This window comes from Pseudarthrobacter sp. BIM B-2242 (genome assembly GCF_014764445.1).
Classification (GTDB): domain Bacteria; phylum Actinomycetota; class Actinomycetes; order Actinomycetales; family Micrococcaceae; genus Arthrobacter; species Arthrobacter luteus_A.
The window spans coordinates 3,824,129-3,844,659 of the sequence record NZ_CP061721.1; the positions used below are offsets into that span (position 1 = coordinate 3,824,129).

General features: G+C 64.3%; 19 protein-coding genes and 1 pseudogene. 13 read left to right on the forward strand and 7 right to left on the reverse strand.

Features of this window, described 5'->3' with window-relative positions:
• Positions 1–12: 12 nt before the first annotated feature.
• Together IDT60_RS17645 and IDT60_RS17650 are read right to left on the reverse strand one after the other, a co-directional pair.
• Positions 13–756, reverse strand: a complete 744-nt coding sequence (locus tag IDT60_RS17645) for an IclR family transcriptional regulator (protein WP_191080046.1) — start codon at positions 754–756, stop codon at positions 13–15.
• A complete protein-coding gene (locus IDT60_RS17650) occupies positions 753–2,225 on the reverse strand; it encodes an APC family permease (RefSeq protein WP_223883788.1) in 1,473 nt (490 codons plus the stop codon). Before IDT60_RS17650 ends, IDT60_RS17645 begins: the two co-directional genes overlap by 4 nt.
• A 629-nt stretch (positions 2,226–2,854) precedes the next feature.
• On the opposite strand from IDT60_RS17650, the gene IDT60_RS17655 reads away from it, so the two are divergent.
• The 6 genes from IDT60_RS17655 to IDT60_RS17680 all read left to right on the forward strand — a co-directional run bounded on the left by IDT60_RS17655 (position 2,855) and on the right by IDT60_RS17680 (position 9,848).
• Positions 2,855–4,795 (forward strand): primary-amine oxidase, encoded by a 1,941-nt coding sequence (locus tag IDT60_RS17655; protein WP_191080047.1) that lies wholly within the window; start codon positions 2,855–2,857, stop codon positions 4,793–4,795.
• 202 nt (positions 4,796–4,997) lie between these two features.
• On the forward strand, positions 4,998–6,497 hold the full coding sequence (locus tag IDT60_RS17660; RefSeq protein WP_191080048.1) for an APC family permease: 1,500 nt from the start codon (positions 4,998–5,000) through the stop codon (positions 6,495–6,497).
• A 139-nt stretch (positions 6,498–6,636) separates the two neighbouring features.
• Positions 6,637–7,296: a DUF5134 domain-containing protein gene (locus IDT60_RS17665; RefSeq protein WP_191080049.1), complete on the forward strand. Its 660-nt coding sequence runs from the start codon at positions 6,637–6,639 to the stop codon at positions 7,294–7,296.
• Positions 7,297–7,360: 64 nt separating this feature from the next.
• Positions 7,361–8,545 (forward strand): cation:proton antiporter, encoded by a 1,185-nt coding sequence (locus IDT60_RS17670; protein ID WP_191080050.1) that lies wholly within the window; start codon positions 7,361–7,363, stop codon positions 8,543–8,545.
• Positions 8,546–8,661: 116 nt separating this feature from the next.
• Complete coding sequence (locus IDT60_RS17675) at positions 8,662–9,270, forward strand: sugar O-acetyltransferase (RefSeq protein ID WP_191080051.1); 609 nt, start codon at positions 8,662–8,664, stop codon at positions 9,268–9,270.
• Entirely contained in the window at positions 9,267–9,848 is a 582-nt protein-coding gene (locus IDT60_RS17680; RefSeq protein WP_191080052.1) for a TetR/AcrR family transcriptional regulator, read from the forward strand. Before IDT60_RS17675 ends, IDT60_RS17680 begins: the two co-directional genes overlap by 4 nt.
• On the opposite strand, the gene IDT60_RS23435 is transcribed toward IDT60_RS17680, so the two are convergent.
• On the reverse strand, positions 9,835–9,966 hold the full coding sequence (locus IDT60_RS23435; RefSeq protein ID WP_255527065.1) for a hypothetical protein: 132 nt from the start codon (positions 9,964–9,966) through the stop codon (positions 9,835–9,837). The two genes, IDT60_RS17680 and IDT60_RS23435, sit on opposite strands and share 14 nt — an antisense overlap.
• 9 nt (positions 9,967–9,975) lie before the next feature.
• Here IDT60_RS23435 and IDT60_RS17685 point away from each other — a divergent pair, with 9 nt between their 5' ends.
• Entirely contained in the window at positions 9,976–11,085 is a 1,110-nt protein-coding gene (locus tag IDT60_RS17685) for an MFS transporter (protein WP_370590755.1), read from the forward strand.
• 47 nt (positions 11,086–11,132) lie between these two features.
• Here IDT60_RS17685 and IDT60_RS17690 read toward each other — a convergent pair whose 3' ends face one another.
• Positions 11,133–11,840 (reverse strand): FadR/GntR family transcriptional regulator, encoded by a 708-nt coding sequence (locus IDT60_RS17690; RefSeq protein WP_191080053.1) that lies wholly within the window; start codon positions 11,838–11,840, stop codon positions 11,133–11,135.
• A 334-nt stretch (positions 11,841–12,174) separates the two neighbouring features.
• Here IDT60_RS17690 and IDT60_RS23485 point away from each other — a divergent pair, with 334 nt between their 5' ends.
• The 4 genes and pseudogenes from IDT60_RS23485 (at position 12,175) to IDT60_RS17710 (ending at position 15,338) form a co-directional block, all read left to right on the forward strand.
• Positions 12,175–12,387, forward strand: coding sequence for a hypothetical protein (locus tag IDT60_RS23485; protein ID WP_305072127.1), 213 nt, complete (start codon positions 12,175–12,177; stop codon positions 12,385–12,387).
• Positions 12,384–13,634 (forward strand): CaiB/BaiF CoA-transferase family protein, encoded by a 1,251-nt coding sequence (locus IDT60_RS17700; protein ID WP_191080054.1) that lies wholly within the window; start codon positions 12,384–12,386, stop codon positions 13,632–13,634. The genes IDT60_RS23485 and IDT60_RS17700 overlap by 4 nt, the downstream gene beginning before the upstream one ends.
• A gap of 2 nt (positions 13,635–13,636) precedes the next feature.
• Positions 13,637–15,155 (forward strand): annotated as a pseudogene (locus IDT60_RS17705) (carboxyl transferase domain-containing protein).
• 30 nt (positions 15,156–15,185) lie between these two features.
• The gene (locus IDT60_RS17710) at positions 15,186–15,338 is read left to right on the forward strand and encodes a hypothetical protein (RefSeq protein WP_191080055.1); all 153 of its coding nucleotides are present in this window, start codon (positions 15,186–15,188) and stop codon (positions 15,336–15,338) included.
• Between the two features lie 68 nt (positions 15,339–15,406).
• On the opposite strand, the gene IDT60_RS17715 is transcribed toward IDT60_RS17710, so the two are convergent.
• Positions 15,407–15,769, reverse strand: a complete 363-nt coding sequence (locus IDT60_RS17715; RefSeq protein ID WP_191080056.1) for a cupin domain-containing protein — start codon at positions 15,767–15,769, stop codon at positions 15,407–15,409.
• 249 nt (positions 15,770–16,018) lie between these two features.
• On the opposite strand from IDT60_RS17715, the gene IDT60_RS17720 reads away from it, so the two are divergent.
• Together IDT60_RS17720 and IDT60_RS17725 are read left to right on the forward strand one after the other, a co-directional pair.
• Positions 16,019–17,512, forward strand: a complete 1,494-nt coding sequence (locus tag IDT60_RS17720; protein ID WP_191080057.1) for a glyceraldehyde-3-phosphate dehydrogenase — start codon at positions 16,019–16,021, stop codon at positions 17,510–17,512.
• A 393-nt stretch (positions 17,513–17,905) separates the two neighbouring features.
• The gene (locus IDT60_RS17725) at positions 17,906–18,931 is read left to right on the forward strand and encodes an ATP-dependent 6-phosphofructokinase (RefSeq protein ID WP_191080058.1); all 1,026 of its coding nucleotides are present in this window, start codon (positions 17,906–17,908) and stop codon (positions 18,929–18,931) included.
• A gap of 7 nt (positions 18,932–18,938) precedes the next feature.
• Here the strand turns inward: IDT60_RS17725 and fbaA are convergent, their stop codons facing one another.
• Positions 18,939–19,958, reverse strand: a complete 1,020-nt coding sequence (gene fbaA / locus IDT60_RS17730; RefSeq protein ID WP_191080059.1) for a class II fructose-bisphosphate aldolase — start codon at positions 19,956–19,958, stop codon at positions 18,939–18,941.
• Between the two features lie 91 nt (positions 19,959–20,049).
• The gene (locus IDT60_RS17735; RefSeq protein ID WP_164204639.1) at positions 20,050–20,523 is read right to left on the reverse strand and encodes a ribose-5-phosphate isomerase; all 474 of its coding nucleotides are present in this window, start codon (positions 20,521–20,523) and stop codon (positions 20,050–20,052) included.
• Positions 20,524–20,531: the final 8 nt, after the last annotated feature.

Consider the following 20,531-nt stretch of genomic DNA (forward strand, 5'->3'; position numbering starts at 1 on the left):
ACGGTTCCTGAATCAGAACAGGAGCGGCTTCAGTCGTACCGTGAGTTCACGGGCCGCCTCCGCGTGTTCGGAGATTGCGGTGAACCGTTCCGCCGGGCCGGTGAGGCACAGTGCCGCACCCGCTGACCCGTCCGGCAACTGCACGGGAAGTGCAAGGCTGGCGGATCCTTCTTCGAGTTCGTTGATCTCCGAGGCCTGGCCCGCGACCCTGATTTCTGCCAGTTGTTCTTCCAGCCGGCCACTGTCCGTAATGGTGTGGTCCGTCACCTTCACAAGCTGACCGCCCGGAAGCGCAAGGGCCGGATCACCAAGCTCGGCGAGCATCAGTTTCCCCGCCGCTGAAGCGTGTGGATACCGGAGCAGCTCGAATACTGAATGGAGCGGATAATCAGGATCTTCTTCGGCGACCCTGAGCGAAGCGCTCCTGAACATCATGAGGTGGACGGCAAAACGGACCCCCTGCCGGAACTCGTCGATGATGGTGCGGGCTGCGGTGCATACGGTTGGCGGGGTCGCCGCGGCGACCAGACCTGACAGGGCGTGGCCGAGGGCGAAGCCGCGGAGATCGGAGGTGCGGACCAGGTATTCGTCCCCCACAAGCGCATTCAGCAGCCTGTAGGCAGTGGCCGGAGGCATGCGCAGGGCATCGGTGATCTCTTTCGCCGTTGTCCCGGTGCCGAACCGGGCCACCGTCTCCAGGATCCTGAGCGAGTTCGACGCCGGTCCCGAACCGGCGTGCGCTGGCTTGTAGCTCATGTGGCCGGGCCCCCATGGAACAGGTCCGATTGCCGGGTCTCGTCGTAGATGCCCACTGATGCCAGGCGCTGGGGCAACCGCCGGTGAAGGTACATCGCGTAAATGACGCTGGCAAGGAGGACGCCGCCGTAGATGAGCGTCTGCAGGTTCCCTGTCCCAATCGACGCGGCGGCAGCCATCCACAGCACAGCCCCGAGAACCAGGGATGTTGCCGCTCCAAGTATCCAGCTGGCATAAGTGGTCTCCCCGATCCTGCGCAGGAAAAACGGCATGGACGCACTGGCAAGGACGTAGGACCCAAGGTACCCGTAGGCGCCGAGCGTAAAGAGGTTCGCGAGTCCCTGCTCAGGACTGGATCCGGAGAGGATGATGGCGATGGGAACTATGGCGACGACAGGCATGACGGCGAGTATCGCCGTCGAGGGTGTCCGAAAAGCAGGATGTGTCCGCCCGACAGCACGCGGGGCGACGCCTTCGCGGCCCATGCAGAAAAATATCCGGGCCAGGGCGTTGACGGAGGCGATGGCGCAGGCAAACCACGATGCCGCAATTCCGAGATCGAGGAGGGCCGCGAACGCGGGGGACGTCTGCGAAAACAGGTCTGACAACGGCGTGGAACTGGTTGTTATGCCGGATGGCGCATCCCTGAGGGCTACGTCCTGTGCGGTGGCCGCGAGGAGATAGAGGACGCCGGCCAGGATGGGAGTCCAGGTAATGGCCCGCGGCACGCTGACGAAGGGTTTCTGTGCTTCCCCTCCGAGGGTGGTTGGGCTCTCGAAGCCGACGAAGGCACTGACTGCCACCACGATTCCGATCGATAGCGAATCAAGGTGTCCGTTCCAGGCGAACACACTCGTGAAATTGAGCGTCGGCCCATTGACGGCGAAGTAGACGATCATCAGGACGGCGAGGATTCCGATGGAGACGGTTTCCATTAAGAGGGTGGACCATGCGGATAGCTGGATCCCCCTGATCATGAGGAAACAGGCGGCGCCGGCGGCGGCAACAATGACCAGCACAGTGAAAGCTTTGGGATCTGCGGCGGGCATGCCGAGGTTGATGAACAGCTCCACCACATAGGTGCCAACGGCCAGCAGGCTCGCCATGGCAACAAGGCCATACCCGAAGATGGCGGACCAGCCGGCGGTGATAGCCGTCCGCTGGCCCAGCCCCTTGGCGGTGTAACTGTAGAGGCCGCTGACGGCGGCCATGCGCTTTGCCATCGGCCTCAGGCAGAAGGCAACCAGGACCATGACCGCCATGGCTACGCCGAAGGTGAGCAAAAGGCTTGTCCCGCCGGCTCCAAAGACAAGCCCCGGAAAGATCAGGGCCGGGATGACAGTCATGGCGCCGGCGGGCGCCACGTTTGCTACTGACTGCGCGAACACCGGCAGGAAGGAAAGCTTCCGCCGCCGCAGGCCCTCCACCGGAGAGCGGGGCGTGATGAAGCGATCACCGCGTGCAGACACTGGGACCAACTTTCCCTCCGGCGTGCAGGATCGTCGTTGATTTTGCGTGACACAAGTCACCGGCCAGAGATGCAAAACATTAGCATTCCCCGCCCCCAATGGTGGCTCCGAGCGTGATTGTGAATGTTTCCGGCATGTTAACTGCAGTGGGAAAAATCTGCCCCGACTTTCTCACTCACCACGGCCTCCAAGCCCCATCCCGAATGTTTCCAACATGTTAACTGGGGTGGGAAAATGCCTCCGCGAAGTTCTCACGCAGATATCCCGAAAAGGCTCGCCCCCAGTGAACTGAATGGCGTAGCTTTTCTTACACAGACGGAATACACGTGATCCGCATCACGCCAATAGGGCCCAGAGTGGGGTCCGGCCGGCACTCAGAAAATGAGGATGCTGATTGCAAAGGATTTATTCTCCAGCCTCAAACGGGCACGAGAGTGATCTCTAATGCAGCCGCGCATGAACACATGAATTAGTTGTTCTGACAAAGCCAAAAGACAAATAGTTCTGTTATTCCGCGGATCCTGGCGTTTATATATTCCGCAATGGCAATTCCGCCGGCCGCAGCCCGGGAAACCATCCCGGCCACAAGCCAGCGAGCCTTCACTTTGAATAGAACCAAGGAGAAAACCATGACTCTCAACACTGAAATTCACACCGGGGTAGGGGTTTCCCACCCGCTTGATCCGCTCTCCCGCGAGGAGATTTCCCGGGCCGCCGCGATCCTGAAGGACGGCCCGGCCGCCGCGGAATCGTTCCGCTTCATCAGCATTGAACTGCGCGAACCGGAGAAGGAACTGCTCCGCACCGGCGCCGCTGTCACCCGTGAAGCCGACGCTGTCCTGGTCAACCGCGCCGAAGCCCGGTCCTACGAAGCGATCGTGGACCTCGAATCAGGCATCGTCTCCAAATGGACCCAGCTGCCCGCGCACATCCACCCCCCGTTCATGCTCGACGAATTCGCCGAAGGCGAAGAGTCCTGCCGCCAGAACCCCGAGGTCCAGGCCGCCCTGGCCAAACGCGGGATCACCGACATGTCCCTGGTCTGCTTCGAACCCTGGTCCGTAGGCTACTTCGGCGAAGACGACCTGGGCCGGCGCCTGATGCGCGCCCTGGTCTTCGTCCGCGAAGAAGCCGACGACAGCCCCTACGCCCACCCGATCGAGAACTTCATCGTCATCGTGGACCTGAACTCCGGCGAGGTCGTCAAGGTCGATGACGACCAGGCCATCCCCGTCCCCTCCGCGTCCGGGAACTACCTGCCCAAATACGTCGGCGAACCCCGCACCGACCTCAAACCCATCTCCATCACCCAGCCCGAAGGCGCCTCCTTCACCGTCACCGGCAACCACGTCCAGTGGGCCGACTGGTCCTTCCGCGTCGGCTTCACCCCCCGCGAAGGCCTGGTCCTGCACCAGCTCAAATTCCGCAACAAGGGCGTCGAACGCCCCGTGATCAACCGCGCCTCCCTCTCCGAAATGGTCGTCCCCTACGGTGACACCGCCCCCGTCCAGGCCAAAAAGAACGCCTTCGACTCCGGCGAATACAACATCGGCAACATGGCCAACTCCCTCACCCTGGGCTGTGACTGCCTGGGCGAAATCAAATACTTCGACGGGATCACCGCCGACAGCCACGGCAACCCCCTCACCATCGAAAACGCCATCTGCATGCACGAAGAAGACGACTCCATCCTCTGGAAGCACTTCGACTTCCGCGAAGGCACCACCGAAACCCGCCGCTCCCGCAAACTCGTCATCTCCTTCATCGCCACCGTCGCGAACTACGAATACGCCTTCTACTGGCACCTCTTCCTCGACGGATCCATCGAATTCCTCGTCAAAGCCACCGGCATCCTCTCCACCGCCGGCCAGAAACCCGGCGAAAACAGCCCCTACGGCCAGAACCTGAACAACGACGGACTCTACGCCCCCATCCACCAGCACATGTTCAACGTCCGCATGGACTTCGAAATCGACGGCCCCACCAACGCCGTCTACGAAGTCGACATGGAAATCCCCGAACACAACCCCACCCACACCGCCTTCATGGCCGTGGACCGGCTCCTGGAAACCGAACAGGCCGCCATCCGCAAAACCGACACCTCCAAACACCGCTTCTGGAAAATCGCCAACCGCGACAGCAAAAACATCGTCAACGAACCCGTCGCCTACCGCCTGATCCCCACCGACGGCATCCAACTCGCCGCCGGCGATGAATCCTACGTCTCCAAACGAGCACAGTTCGCCCGGAACAACCTCTGGGTCACCGCCTACGACCGCACCGAACGCTTCGCCGCCGGCGAATTCCCCAACCAAGCCACCGGCGAAGACGACGGCCTGCACATCTGGACCCAAAAAGACCGCAACATCGTCGACCAGGACCTCGTCGTCTGGTACACCTTCGGCATGCACCACGTCGTCCGCCTCGAAGACTGGCCCATCATGCCCCGCCAAAACATCGGCTTCATGCTCGAACCCCACGGCTTCTTCGACCAAAACCCCACCCTCAACCTCCCCACCAACGAAAACCGCACCAACACCACCACCGACACCTGCTGCACCAAGGACTAACACTCCTTAACCAACTCCGCGGGGGCGCAGTGATTCGTCACAGCGCTCCCGCGGAGCCGCCTCGCCACAAAGGCGAAATTCCCTCGGACCTTCCTACGTGCCTGGTCGTTCGCGCATCGGGGTCCGTCCCATACTCGCTGGCCGCCAACGGGCGTCCCGGCAGTAAAGATCACACGACGTTCAGTTCATCGAAGGAGATGTTATGAGTGACAAGCATTTGGATGAAGTGGGTGACCTGAAAAGGTCAATTAACTGGAAGCAGGGCGCGGCCATCGCGCTGGGTGTTCCCATGCTGATTCTGCCCTCGCTGGGCTACCTGCCAATGTACGTATCTGCCGCAGCAATCCTCATCTGGGGCATATCCGTCCTTCAAGGCTTTATGCAGAACGCCGCATATGCCGAAATGGCCACCACCTTCCCCAAGGCTTCCGGCTTGCCAGGCTTCGCGCAGCACGTGTTCCGCACCGAGAACTACAAAGGCAAGTACGACAAGGGCAAACTGATCGGCGGTTTCACCGCCTGGAGCTACTGGTTCGGCTGGAACCCCATCCTGGCGATCTTCGCCATCACGGCCGGCAGCTACCTCCACGGCATGTTCCCGGTCCTGAGCGAAACCTTCACCGAGTACCAGCTCGCACTGGTCTCCGGCGTGGTGATCTTCAGCATGCTGTTCATCGTGAACTGGTTCGGCCTCAAGGACGGCGCCATCCTGGGATACGTCCTTGCCGCGATTTCCCTGATCCCCCTGGTCATCCTGGCCGTGGCACCGTTTGCCACCGGACACGTGGAGATGGCCAACATCACCGGCAACTGGTGGCCCGCCGACTGGACCTGGGACATGCACCACATCCTGATGCTGTTCGGCATCTTCGGGATTGCCCAGTGGAGTGCCTGCGCCTGGGAAACGGCAGCCATCTATGGCCCCGAATACAAAAAACCGTCCAAGGATCTCCCCAAGGCACTGCTTGCCTGTGGCATCATCTGCTTCGCCCTCTACGTCCTGCTGCAGGCTGCAGTCATCGGCGTGCTCGGTGTCGAGGGCGTCCAGGCCGAGGCTGTCTCGCCCCTGATCCCCGTGGCCCAGGCCGTCTTTGGCCAGGCCGGCTCCGTCATCACCATCATCATGCTGATCGCCGCCATGGTGCTGATCATCCAGACGGCCTACCTGGGCTCCTCCCGCGCCATGCACTCCATGTCCACGGAAGGCAACCTGCCCAGGGTGTTCGGCAAAACAAACCGCCACGGCACGCCCTTCATTGCCATGCTGGTCATCGGCGCCTTCAACCTGGTGCTGATCTCCATGGGAAACGCCGCGGCAATCCTTGCAGCCTCGGCAATCGGCTACACCTGTGCCAACGGCATCAGCCTCTTCGCGTACGTCAGGGCCAAAAAGCACCCCGCGTTCAAAAACCTGGAACGGCCCTTCAAGGCCCCCAAGGGCTGGAAACATGTGGCCATGGTCTTCGGCCTGTTCAACGTGCCCCTGTGCCTGATCGGCGTGGTGTACCTGAACAGCCTGGAAATCGGCTGGACTTCAACCTGGGTGGGCTTCCTCGTCCTGTCGCTATACCTGCCTATCTGGCTGTATTCCCTGCATGAAACCCGACGCGAAAAAGCCAAAGCAGAAGCCGCTGCTGCCGCTTCGGCCGATACGTCCGATCAGGATGCACCGGATCGGGAAAAGGTCCTGGACCTCGCATAGCGGAACCGGTACTCCCGGCTCCAGGACACTGGAGCCGGGATAGCCCGAAGGCGGTCCCCGGTGCTGTCGTCAGTCGCACCGGGGACCGCTCCCATTAACCCCGTCGAATTAACCCCCATCGAAGTAGAGCGTGATTCGCGTGTTCAATGACCCCACAGTTACCTGGACTCTCACGGCCGTCCTGCTGCTTTGCGCCAGCCATTACCTGCTTCAGGCGGCAAGGTCCCGCCACCTCACGGACCAAGCCAACAAAGGCCTCCATGCCCTCATGAACGTCCTGATGGCCGCCATGTTGTGGAACCTCGTGCCGTCCACCATGCTGGCCCAGATCGCAGTCCTCGCCGGCGCGGCACTGTGGTTTGTGATTCAGGCGGTCGCCCGGCCGGAATTCAAAATACTCTGCGCGGGAAGCCAGGACCGCCTGAAATGCGTGTATCACAGCCTCACCATGGCCGGCGCGGCCCTCATGCTCGCAATGATGGCCCGCGCTCCCGGCGCCGGCCAGGAAATCGTTCCGGCAGCTGCATCGTCAACGCCTCACGCCCATCACGCACCGGCACCCGCGGTCCAAAACCCGTTGGCATCAGGACTGGACCACCTATCCACTCTCGCGATGCCGCTCACGGTATTCTTCGGAACTGCAGCGGTGGTTTTCCTTCTTCTGCTACTGCGCGGCCGGGCCGCAAAACCCGCTGCCCGCGGCCGAACCGCTCCCCAGCACTCCGTCCGCGCCGACCATGGCCGCGAGGCTCTTGGCGCTGCCGTCATGGCGCTGATGTTCGCCACCATGTCGGCATAACCAGAGCATATTTTGCCCTGATGAAAGCTCTGGAGCGGAACCCGTCCTACCCCGGGAAGTGGCCATGAATCCCTTAGCCCTGAGCCTCATCGAACTGGGGGCCGTTGTATTTTCCCTCGGCCTGTTAGCCAGACTTGCCGGACGGTTCGGAATGTCGCCCATCCCGCTCTATCTCCTGGGTGGGCTCGCCTTTGGCACAGGAGGGATCGTCGAGCTCGAAGGCATGAAGGACTCCGCGCACCTTTTTGGCGAGATCGGCGTCATCCTCCTGCTGCTCATGCTGGGGCTGGAATACACGGCGTCGGAACTGTTCACCGGGCTGCGGCGGTCGTGGCAGGCGGGGGTCCTTGACCTCGTCCTGAACTTCCTGCCGGGGGCAGCCCTCGCCCTCCTCCTGAACTGGGGGTTTGTGGGGGCCGTGGTGATGGGCGGTGTCACCTACATCTCGTCGTCCGGAATCGCGGCGAAGGTGATCAGTGACTTGGGCTGGCTGGGCAACCGCGAAACCCGCGTGGTGATCTCCATCCTTGTGTTTGAAGACCTGACCATGGCGGTCTATCTTCCCGTCCTCACCAGCATTCTTGCGGGCGCCAGCTTCCTGAGCGGCCTTACAACGGTGGGTATTGCGCTGGCTGTTGTCAGCGTGGTCCTCACAGTTGCGCTGCGCCACGGACATCGGGTCTCCAAGGCTGTCCATAGCGAGAACTCCGAGGTGTTCCTCCTGAACATTTTGGGTGCGGCGCTGCTCGTAGCCGGCGTGGCATCATCAATGCAGGTATCCGCGGCAGTGGGCGCGTTTTTGCTTGGCATCGCCATCTCCGGTGCCGCATCGCACAGAGCCACGCGTGTCCTTACACCGCTGCGTGACCTCTTTGCCGGGATTTTCTTTGTGGCCTTCGGGCTGAACACCGATCCTGCCACCATTCCACCCGTACTTGGCTGGGCGCTCGTCCTCGCTCTTGTCACAGCGGCGACCAAAATGGGTACCGGCATCTGGGCCGCGAAGCGGGCCGGCATTGCCCGCCCCGGCCGTCTCCGTGCCGGCGCGGCGCTGATAGCCCGTGGCGAATTTTCGATCGTCATCGCCGGACTGGCAGTGGCGTCGGGCGCCGTCACGCAGGAACTGGCTGCCCTGGCCACTGCCTATGTGCTCATCATGGCCGTCGTCGGCCCCTTGGCCGCCCGCTACATCGAACCGCTGGTGGACATCGTGGTGCCGATGGAACGCGTCGTCACGAAAGCCGGATAACTACCCCGCATTGGCCGGCCGGTCTCAATCATGCGGCCTTTACGCATCGGCTATGTACGGACGTACCTATCTAGCGTACGATCGTACCTAACTCGATGTCGCGATAAGGGAGCGTTATGCAGAACAGGTACCTCGTGGACGATGGCCGCAGCATGCGTCAGCGCATGCTGGACGGTGACGATTACGTCGCCGACGATCCGGACCTCGCCGCCGCGAACCGCCGGGCCATCGAACTCTCGTTCCGCTTCGAGCAGACCTGGCCTGCCGATCCCGCAGCAGGCAATGCCATCCTGGCGGACCTGCTTGGTTCACTCGGCCCTGACACAGAAGTGCGGCCGCCGTTTCGCGTGGATTACGGCAGCCGCATCTCCATCGGGGCGAGGACGTTCATCAACTACAACATGACTGCTTTGGACGTCGCACTCATCACGATTGGTGACGACGTCCAGATCGGACCGAACGTCCAGCTGCTGACGCCCACCCACCCGGTCGCTCCAGAGCCCCGGCGCGCGAAAGTTGAAGGTGCTAAGCCCATCATCATCGGGGACAACGTCTGGATTGGCGGCGGGGCGATCATCCTCCCCGGCGTCACCGTGGGGGAAAACTCCGTGATCGGGGCGGGCGCGGTGGTCACCCGTGATGTTCCGGCGAACGTCGTGGTGGTGGGCAACCCGGCCCGTGTAGTGCGCGAACTCAGCGAAGCCACCGGGCCAGACCAGGCATGACGGGCCCGGCGGAGGACAATGCCACCGAACCAAAGCCGCGCCAACGCCGGCACGATCCGGACCGCAGGGAGCGGCTCATCGACGTCGCCCTCAACGTGATCGCCGAGCACGGCGTTGCCGGAACGTCCCACCGGCGGGTCGCGGCGGCGGCGGAGGTTCCCCTGGGGTCCATGACCTACCACTTCACCGGCATGGACGAGCTGCTGGAAGCCGCCTTCAACCGGCTGGCCGAGCAGACTGCCCGCGCCTTTGACCAGGCCATGCTGCGGGCCAGGAACCCCGAGGAAGCGGTGGAGGCCATCGTCGGGCTGATCACCGGCGATGTGCTCAACCGCCGGGAATCCATGGTGGCCACCTATGAGCTGTACTCCCTGGCCGCCCGGCGGCCGGAAATACGCACCATCACCACCGCCTGGATGGCCCGCAGCCGGGACGCCCTCGAACGCCACTTCACCCCGGACGTTGCCGTGATGCTCGATGCCCTCATTGAAGGCCTGACCATCCACCGGGCACTCGCCCTCGACCCCATGCCCGACAGTACCGTCCGCGCCGCCATCCAGAGGATCACCGCCGCATGACTTCGCTCAACATCACGCCGGCCGCCGTCCACTCCCCAAGCGGCTTGGCCAGGCCCGCGCCGCCGTCGCGGTCCTGTTCCTCACCAACGGTGCTCTCTTTGCCAACCTGCTCCCCCACTACCCCTCCATCAAGGCCGAACTGGAGCTCAGCAACACTGCGCTCGGCATCTCCATAGCTGCCTTCCCGCTGGGCGCCATCATCGCCGGACTGGCGTCGGGCAGCCTGATCCGGCGCTTCCGTTCCGCCCGGGTAGCAACCGCCGGCACCATCCTGATCGGCCTCGCGATCCTGATCGCGGGGCTGTCCCCGTCCTGGGCCGCCCTCACCGTTGCCCTGTTCATTGCCGGGTCCATGGACGCCATTGTGGACGTTGCACAGAACTCCCACGGACTGCGCGTCCAGAAGCTCTACAAGCGGTCCATCCTGAATTCCTTCCACGCCGTGTGGAGCATCGGAGCCGTGCTCGGCGGCCTGATGGGAGCCGCGGCAACCGGCCTCGACATACCCCGCGGCGTCCACCTTTCAGCATCCCTCGCGCTCTTCAGCGTCCTGGCTGCGGTGTTTTACCGCTTCCTCCTGCCCGGCGCCGAGCCCGAAGGATCTGCCGAGGAAGAATATGCGGATTCAACCAATCCGGCAGGCAAGACAACCGGGAACGTCCGGCGCCGGGTTATGGTCTGGGCGCTTGCCGCCCTGGTGCTCATCGCGGCCGCGGGGGCTCTGGTGGAGGATGCGGGAAGCTCGTGGGCCGCGGTATACCTCGCGGGCCCGCTCGGCGCTCCAGTCACCATCGCCGGCCTCGGATACGTGGCCTTGGTGGGGCTGCAGTTTGTGGGCCGGCTCATCGGCGACCGGCTGGTGGACCGCTTCGGCCAGCGGGCCGTCGCCCAGGCGGGAGGCGTCCTCGCGGCCGCCGGCATGGGGATTGCACTGCTCTTCCCCTCGGTGCCGCTCACCATCCTTGGCTTCGGTCTCGCCGGCCTGGGCGTGGCAACACTGGTCCCCGCCGCGATGCACTCGGCCGATGAGCTGCCCGGCCTGAAAGCAGGCACCGGACTCACAGTGGTCAGCTGGCTTATGCGCCTTGGATTCCTGCTCTCCCCGCCAATCGTCGGCGCGATCGCGGACAACACCAGCCTGCGCACGGGCCTCCTGGTGGTTCCGCTGGCCGGGCTCCTGGTCCTCCTGGCATCACCGGTCCTCCCGCGACGGGTGGCACCCCACCTGCCCACATAGGACGACGGCGGCCGCCGCCAGCCGGGGCGCTGCCAGCCAGGGCGGCGTCAGCCGTTCTTGAGGAGGGCCACGTCGGAAACAAGGTCAATGTGCTCCAGCATTGCCGCGGCGGCAGCAGCGGAATCCTGGGCCCTGATGGCCTCGGCAATCCTGCGATGAGAGGCGAGGGACTGCTCGGGACGGCCGGGCTGGCCGAGGGACTCGAGGCGGGTCTCCAGGACCATTCCCGCGATGAACCCCATCAGCTGAGCCAGAACGGCGGAGTGCGCAGCCGTGGTCACGGCCTGGTGGAACAGCTCGTCGCCGTGCGCGCCACGCGCCCCGGACGCAACCTCTTCAGCCATTGCGTCGAGCGCTTTGTCGATGGCCTTCATGTCTTCGGAGCTACGTCTGTCTGCAGCCAGCTCCGCAAGCTTCACTTCCAGTGTGCTCCGGGCCTCCACGATCTCGGGCAGGCGGCTGCTGTGCTCACGCAGGCCCCTGATGACGGACGGAACATTAGGACGGTAAACGAGCACCGCCCCGGTCCCGTGCTGGACGTCAATCACGCCGAGAACTTCCAGCGCCACCAGGGCCTGGGCGAGCGTCGCACGCGATACGCCCAGGCGTTCGGCGAGTTCCCGCTCGGCAGGCAACGTATCTCCGGGTGCCAGCTGGGCAGCCTCGATATAGTCCATGAGCTGCTCCACGAGCTGTTCATAGAGCCGGGGCCGCGACACCCGGGAAATCTGTTCTGCTGCTGACCGTTTGGGCACGGGCGCTTCCTTTCGCAAAAAGGCCTCAGAGCTAAGACTAACTGATGACTATTGACAAAGACACCCAGTGTCTAGGAGGCTAGGCCAGTGAGCCACTTCACGCTATTTTCCGATCCGGAGGCACAAAGATGTCCGCTCCCGTCCTGTCCATCATCATCCTGGCCGCCATGTTCCTGCTGGCCACGGTGCTGCCCCTCAACATGGGGGCACTGGCCTTCGCGGGAGCATTCCTGCTGGGCACTGTCGTGCTGGGAATGTTCCGTTCCTGGCTAGTGGAGAGATCGGAGCTGTCGGCGTCATCGCCGCACTGGCCGTCGCCTCCACGATCGTTGACGTGTCCCCGTTCTCCACCAACGGGGCCCTGGTACTCGCCAACGCCCCCGAGGACGTGGACAAGGACAAGTTCTACAAGCAGATTCTGGCCTACAGCGGCATCGTCGCCGCCGTAGGACCCGCGATCGCCTGGCTGGCATGGTGGTTCCGGGCTGGATGTAGCCCGCCACTTCAGCCCGAGCCCCACACCGCTATCAGAGGATTTCCGCTATGAGCAACGAACCGACTCTCCAGACCGACGGCCCGCTGACGGGGTACCTTGTGGTTGACCTGAGCCGCGCCCTCGCCGGTCCGCACGCCGGCATGATGCTGGCCGATCTGGGCGCCCGCGTGATTAAGGTCGAAAACCCCGGGACCGGGGACGATACGCGCGGCTGGGGTCCGCCGTTTGTCGGTCCCGAAGACGATCCGCAGGCCACGTACTTCCTGTCCTGCAACCGCAACAAGGAATCCATCGCCTTGGACCTGAAGGACGACGACGGGCGGACAGTCCTGCGCCAACTGCTGGGACGTGCCGACGTCGTGATCGAAAACTTCCGTCCCGGCGTCCTGGACCGGCTCGGCTTCTCCCCGGCGGAAATGCATGCTCTCAACCCGGCTCTGGTGATCCTGTCCATCACCGGCTTCGGGCACGACGGCCCGGAATCCAGCCGCAGCGGGTACGACCAGATCCTGCAGGGTGAAGCCGGGCTGATGTCCCTGACGGGGTCCGGACCGGACGACCCCCAACGCGTGGGGGTACCCATCGCCGATCTGCTGTCCGGCATGTACGGGGCGTTCGGCACGCTCGCGGCCCTGCTGCAGCGCGAACGCACCGGGCAGGGACAAATCGTCCGGACCTCACTGCTCGCGGCACTCATCGGCGTGCATGCCTTCCAGGGCACCAGGGCCACGGTGGCCGGCGAGACTCCGAAAGCACAGGGCAACCACCATCCCTCCATCGCCCCGTACGGCCTGTTCCGCTGCCGGCAGGGCCAGGTCCAGATCAGCGTGGGAAGCGAAAAGCTCTGGCGCTCGTTCGCGACCACGTTCGGAATCGACGCCGCATGTCCGGAGTTCGCGTCCAATGCGGACCGGGTCCGCAACCGGGGCATGGTCATCGAAGTGGTGGAACAGGCCTTCGCCGGATACGAGGCCGGGCCGCTGCTCGCCAAGCTCAACGACGCCGGCATCCCGGCCGGCAAGGTCCGCACCCTGGATGAGGTCTACGCCTGGGAGCAGGTCCACTCCCAGGGGCTCGTGATCGACGTAGACCACAAGATCCTCGGCACCGTGAGCCTGCCCGGCCCGCCGCTGCGGTTCTTCAGCGCCGCCGACACCGCCGAAACCACCCTGACAACCCACACCGCACCGCCGCTGCTGAATCAGGACGGGAAACAGATCCGCCACTGGCTTGGGCTGGTACCGGCCGGCGTATCCCGATCGGCTGCCGGCACCGGCGCGGCACCGGAAAGGAGCTGACCATGCTGACTGAGCAGAAAGCCAGGCACCTGGACGCCGCCGGACTGATCACCGCAGTGCTCGATCCCGACACGTACCGGAGCTGGGACACCCCCGTCGTGGACCCCGACCCCGCTCCCGAGTACCGGGAAGAGCTGGCGGCCGCAAGGGCAAGAACCGGCCTGGACGAATCAGTCCTCACCGGCGAAGGCCGCATCCGCGGCCGGCGTGTCGCCGTCATCGTCAGTGAATTCCGCTTCCTCGCCGGCTCCATTGGCCTCGCCGCCGCCGAACGGATCGTCACCGCCGTCGAACGGGCAACCCGGGAGGGCCTGCCGCTGCTGGCGGGACCGGCGTCGGGAGGGACCCGCATGCAGGAAGGAACCATCGCGTTCCTGTCCATGGTCAAAATCAGCGCGGCCGTCCGCGCCCACCGCCAGGCCGGGCTGCCCTACCTTGTCTACCTGCGGCACCCCACCACAGGCGGAGTCATGGCATCGTGGGGATCCCTCGGCCACATCACCGTCGCGGAACCCGGCGCGCTGCTGGGCTTCCTCGGCCCCCGCGTCTACGAGGCCATCAACGGCACACCCTTCCCGCAGAATGTCCAGGTCGCCGAGAACCTCTTCGACAAGGGCCTCATCGACGCCGTGGTCCCGCCATCGCAGCTCTCCGACGTCGTGGACCGCGCACTGAGCATCCTGGTCACCGGCCCGCACCCCAGGCTTGAGCCGCCCAGGACCCTTTCGGTCCGACCATCCGAGGCCGGCGCCTGGGAGTCCATCACTATTTCCCGCAATCCGAAACGGCCGGACCTGCGCCAACTGCTTGCCTACGGCGCCAGGGACGTGCTGCCCCTCAACGGCACCGGGCAGGGCGAGAAGGATCCCGGCCTCCAGCTTGCCCTGGCCCGCTTCGGCCAGGAATCCTGCGTGGTCATTCGGCCACACCCGGCCCCGGCCATCCCAGCAGACGGCCATGGGTCCGGCTTCCCTCCGCGAAGCCCGTCGCGGCATGAGGCTCGCCGAGGAACTCGGGCTGCCCCTGCTCACCGTCATCGACACCAGCGGCGCGGCCCTCTCCAAGGAGGCCGAGGAAGGCGGACTCGCGGGCGAAATCGCCCGGTCACTCCACGACCACATCGGCCTGAACTCGCCCACCCTGTCAGTACTCATGGGCCAGGGCACCGGCGGCGGGGCACTGGCGCTCCTTCCCGCGGACCGCACCATCGCCGCCCAGCACGCCTGGCTGTCACCGTTGCCCCCCGAAGGCGCCAGTGCCATCGTCCATCGGACCACCGATTACGCACCCGCCATGTCCGAAGCCCAGGGCGTCAACGTCGCCTCCCTGTACGCCAACGGACTCGTTGAACACATCGTGGACGAACGCCCCGACGCATCCTTTGAGCCGAAAGCGTTCTGCACGCGCCTGGGGCAGGCCATCGAATACGAACTCGCAGCCCTGGCCAACACCGGGATCAGGAATCTGCTCCCACAACGGCTCACAAAATACCGGGGGCTGGGCGGCCCAACGGACAACTAGAGCTCCGGCATGCCGTGAATGGCCCCTAGGATGGCTGGTATTCCCGGTGCAGCCATCCCGGTGGGCAGGGTGGCTCAGCCGGAAGAAATAGCCCGCTGGGTCTGGCTCCTCACCGGAAGCGGCGATGCCGGTTTTATGACCGGCGAAACCATCACCCTTTCCGGCGGTGACGTGATCCGGTAGCCGCAGACGCGGGCTGACACGTCAGGCCCGGGGCGCACCCCGGGCCTGACGTGGAATTGCTTCCGCGGTCAGGCTGCGAAGATGACAAAGAATTTCCTGATCCGCTCCTGGATCTCCCATGTCCCCTGCCACCCGATCGGGAAGATCGCGGCGGTTCCGGCCTCGAGGGTGATCGGCTCAGCGCCGTCCTCGGTGACCACCATGCGGCCTTCCAGAACGTGAATCGCCTCGCCGCGCTCCAGGAACTCCCAGCGGGAGAGGCCCGGATCGGCTTCCCAGACGCCGGAGAGGATGCGGGAGTCCTCGCTGGTGAAGGGAATGCCAATTCGCGTTGGGATCTCGTCGCCCAACACATCGGCCAACGGCGGGCCGAGCGGGCCCTCGTCCAGTTTCCCCTTGAACAGTTCGGTGGGCTGGAAAGTAATGCTCATGTGATTATGCCTTTCTGCTTATACTCGCCGGCAACGTCTCCGGCGGGCTGGTGGCTGACCAGTTAGAGGCACTGTAGCCCAGTCTGTTCGGGTGGGGAAGCGTCGGTGCAGCGCCTCGGCGCGCCGTTCAGACTACCCATTGGGGTAGTCAAAACCATCCCGAAATGGCGTTTCCCCTATCCGCAAATGACAGGACGATGGAGGCTAGGCCAAGCTCCACCAGAACCGCCCATTGCGAAAGGACGCCCCATGCTACAACCCTCAGATTCTGCCCTTGTGACGTGGATGGGCCGTGAGGCCCTTGCCGAGGCGATGATTCCGGTGATTGGCCGGCTGTACCGCGAAAACAACGTGGTGACAAGCATCCATGGGCGCAGCCTGGTGAACACGTCCACCATGAACATCCTGAAGGCCCACCGCTTCGCACGCCGGGTCAGCAAAGAGGAGCTTCTCCTGGAGGAGACCGCTCCGCTCCTAAACGCCCTCGCCGGCCTGGAGCTCGGCGCGGCAGCGATCGACATCGCCCGCCTCAACCAGAAATTCAAGGAAGAAGGCGGCGGGGCAACGCTGGAGGAGTTCCTCCGCAACGAACTCGCCGACGTCGTCGGCCGCCGCGGCGCTGATGACCGCACCAGCACCGATGTTGTGCTGTACGGGTTTGGCCGCATCGGCCGCCTGCTGGCCCGCCTCCTGATCGAAAAGGCAGGCGGCGGCCACGGCCTGCGACTGCGCGCCATCGTGGTGCGCCGCGGTTCGGACAAGGACATCGTCAAGCGTGCCAGCCTGCTGCGCCGCGACTCCGTCCACGGCCCGTTCGAGGGCACCATCCGTGTGGACGAGGAAGCCAACACCATCACCGCCAACGGCGTGCGGATCCAGGTCATCTACTCGGACAACCCTGCCACCATCGACTACACCGCCTACGGCATCAAGGACGCCCTGGTGGTGGACAATACCGGCCGCTGGCGCGATGCCGAGGGCCTGTCCCAGCACCTGCAGAGCAAGGGCGCGGCCCGTGTCCTGCTCACCGCACCGGGCAAGGGTGCGCTGAAGAACATCGTGCACGGCATCAACCACGGCAGCATCGAGGATACCGACCAGATCGTTTCCGCCGCGTCGTGCACCACCAACGCCATCACCCCGGTGCTGAAGGCCATCAACGACAGGTTCGGAGTGATCCACGGCCACGTTGAGACCGTCCACTCGTTCACCAACGACCAGAACCTGATCGACAACTTCCACAAGGGTGACCGCCGCGGCCGTTCCGCGGCGCTGAACATGGTGATCACCGAGACCGGGGCCGCCACCGCCGTGGCCAAGGCGCTCCCCGAACTTGAGGGCAAACTCACCGGCAGTTCCATCCGCGTCCCCACCCCGGACGTGTCGCTGGCCATCCTGAACCTGAGCCTGGAAAACGGCACCACCAAAGAGGAAGTCAACAGCTTCCTCCGCGACATGTCGCTCCATTCGGACCTGCGCAAGCAGATCGACTTCATGGATTCACCGGAAGTTGTCTCCACGGACTTCGTCGGTTCCCGGCATGCCGGCATCGTGGATGGCCTGGCCACCATCTCCAACGGCAAGAACCTCGTCCTGTACGTCTGGTATGACAACGAGTTCGGCTACAGCTGCCAGGTGGTCCGGGTCATGGAGGAAATGGCAGGCGTCAGCCGGCCGTCGTTCCCCGCGAGGGACGTGGTTCAGGAGGCCATGTCAGTACTCGCCGCGTTGAAATCCGCCTAGCTTAAGGAGACTCAATGCTCTTTATTGATCCCTCTGCGGGCAAGGAGCCGCCTCGCACACCGCCTCCCGCCGGCAGGCGGCCCGTTCCCACACCCTTCAGGAAACCTGTTCCCCTCTCCCAGGTGCGGCCCGTCCGGGGCCGCGACCGGGAAATGCAACAGCTCATCCACGATCTCGCCGTCCTGGCGGCCAAGCATGGTCAGCAGATCAGTGGCGGGCAGTCTCAAACAGGAGTCTCGCCGTGAAGCGGCACGTGCAGCTCAGGCTTGTCCGGTGCGGCGCACCCCGGATCTGCAACAGGTTTATGCCCTGCCGCCTGTCTTCCACAACACTTCCAGCCGCCTCAGTATGGCGTTCTGCCTGTAAACCATCTCCCAGAATTTGAGCCGAAACATGAAAATTGGAATCCTCACCAGCGGCGGCGACTGCCCCGGCCTGAACGCGGTCATCCGCGGCGCAGTACTGAAGGGCATAACCGTCCACGGCCATGAGTTCGTCGGTTTCCTGGACGGCTGGCGCGGTGTGGTTGAGGGCGACGTCATTGAGATCCCCCGCACGATGGTCCGCGGCATCGCCAAGCAGGGCGGCACCATCCTGGGCACCTCCCGCACCAACCCCTTCGAAAACGGCGGCGGCCCTGAAGTCATCAAGGCCCACATGGACCGCCTCGGCATTGATGCCATCATCGCCATCGGCGGCGAGGGAACCCTGGCGGCAGCCAAGCGGCTGACCGACGCCGGCCTGAAGATCGTGGGTGTTCCCAAAACGGTGGACAACGACCTCGACGCCACCGATTACACCTTCGGCTTCGACACCGCCGTCCAGATTGCCACCGAAGCGATTGACAGGCTGCGCACCACCGCGGAATCCCACCACCGCTGCATGATCGCCGAGGTCATGGGCCGCCACGTGGGCTGGATCGCCCTGCACGCCGGGATGGCCGCGGGCGCCCACGCCATCCTGATCCCGGAACAGAAGGTCAGCATCGAACAGATCGCCCAGTGGGTGAAGGAAGCCCACGCCCGCGGACGCGCACCCCTGGTTGTGGTGGCCGAAGGGTTTGTTCCGGACCATATGGAGTCCCCGCATTCCGAGCGCGGGCTGGACACCTTCGGCCGGCCCCGCCTGGGCGGCATCGCGGACCAGCTGGTCCCGGAACTGGAATCCCGCACCGGCATCGAAACCCGGGCCACCATCCTGGGGCACATCCAGCGCGGCGGCGTACCGTCGGCCTTTGACCGGGTCCTTGCCACCCGTTTGGGCATGGCGGCGGTGGACTCCGTAGTGGCGGGCCGCTGGGGCACCATGGTGGCGCTCAAGGGAACGGATATCCGGCACGTGAACTTCCAGGAAGCCCTGGGCAAGCTGAAGACAGTCCCACAGGACCGCTACGAGGAAGCAGCGGTCCTGTTCGGCTGACCTTTCTTTAGAACGTTTTTCCGGCGGAACCGAGCTGCTTGGTTGCCTCCACGATGCGGGCGGACAGGCCGGCTTCGGCGGAGGCGCCCCAGACGCGCGGATCGTAGAGCTTCTTGTTGCCCACTTCACCGTCGACCTTGAGCACGCCGTCGTAGTTGCGGAACATGTGGTCCACCACCGGACGCGTGTAGGCGTACTGGGTGTCGGTGTCGATGTTCATCTTGATCACACCGTAGGACACGGCGTCAGCGATTTCCTGGTCCGAGGAGCCGGACCCGCCGTGGAACACCAAGTCAAAGGGGCTGTCCTTGCCGAGCTTCGCACCCACCTGGGCCTGGATGTCCTTCAGGATCTCCGGACGCAGCTTCACCCCGCCCGGCTTGTACACACCGTGCACGTTACCGAACGTCAGGGCCGTGATGTAGCGGCCGTTCTCCCCGGCACCGAGCGCCTCAATCGTGGCCAGCGCATCCTCAACAGTGGTGTACAGCTTGTCGTTGATGGCGTTCTCCACACCGTCTTCCTCGCCCCCGACAATCCCGATCTCAACCTCGAGAATCATCTTTGCGGCGGCCGTGCGCTCCAGCAGCTCCCGCGCGGTGCTCAGGTTCTCGTTGAGCGGCTCGTGCGAGCCGTCCCACATGTGCGAGTTGAAGATCGGGTTGCGGCCGGCCTTGACCTCGGCCTCCGATGCTGCCAGCAGCGGCAGGACAAAACCGTCCAGCTTGTCCTTGGGGCAGTGGTCCGTGTGGAGGGCGATGTTGACGCCGTAGTTCTTCGCAACTTCGCGGGCGAACGCGGCGAAGCCGAGCGAACCGGCCACCATGTCCTTGGTCGCGGCGCCGGACCAGTACGCGGCACCGCCGGTGGACACCTGGACAATGCCGTCGGACTCGGCCTCGGCGAAGCCGCGCAGCGCGGCGTTCAGCGTCTGCGAGGACGTGACGTTGACGGCCGGGAACGCATAGCCGCCGGCCTTGGCACGGTCAATCATCTCGGAGTAGATCTCTGGGGTTGCAATGGGCATGCTGACTCCTGCTGTTGGTTTTGGTTGTTAAAAGAAAGCGGCCACGTCATAGCCCCGCCGCATGGGACGGGGCTATGACGTGGCCAGGGTTTTACTCGGCCACCTCACCGGTGGTTTCGTAGGTTGCGATCTTGCCGATGCGGCGCTCATGGCGCTCGGCATTGCTGAAGGGTTCCGCCAGGAACGCTTCGATCAGTTCGGTGGCCTCCTGAACGGTGTGCTGCCGCCCGCCCACCGCCACAACGTTGGCGTTGTTGTGCTCGCGGGCAAGCTTCGCCGTGTCGAGGTTCCAGGCCAGCGCGGCGCGGACCCCCTTAACCTTGTTTGCGGCGATCTGCTCACCGTTGCCCGAGCCGCCCAGCACAATCCCGAGGGCGTCAACGCCGGCGGCCTGATCGGCCACAACAGCTGCTGCTGCGTTAATACAGAACGACGGGTAGTCGTCCTCGGGATCATAGGCGGCCGGCCCGTGGTCCACCATCTCGTAGCCGCTGGCAGACAGTGCATCGATGAGGTGGGAGCTTAGCTCCAGACCGGCGTGGTCGGTTGCGATATGAACGCGCATGAGGGGTC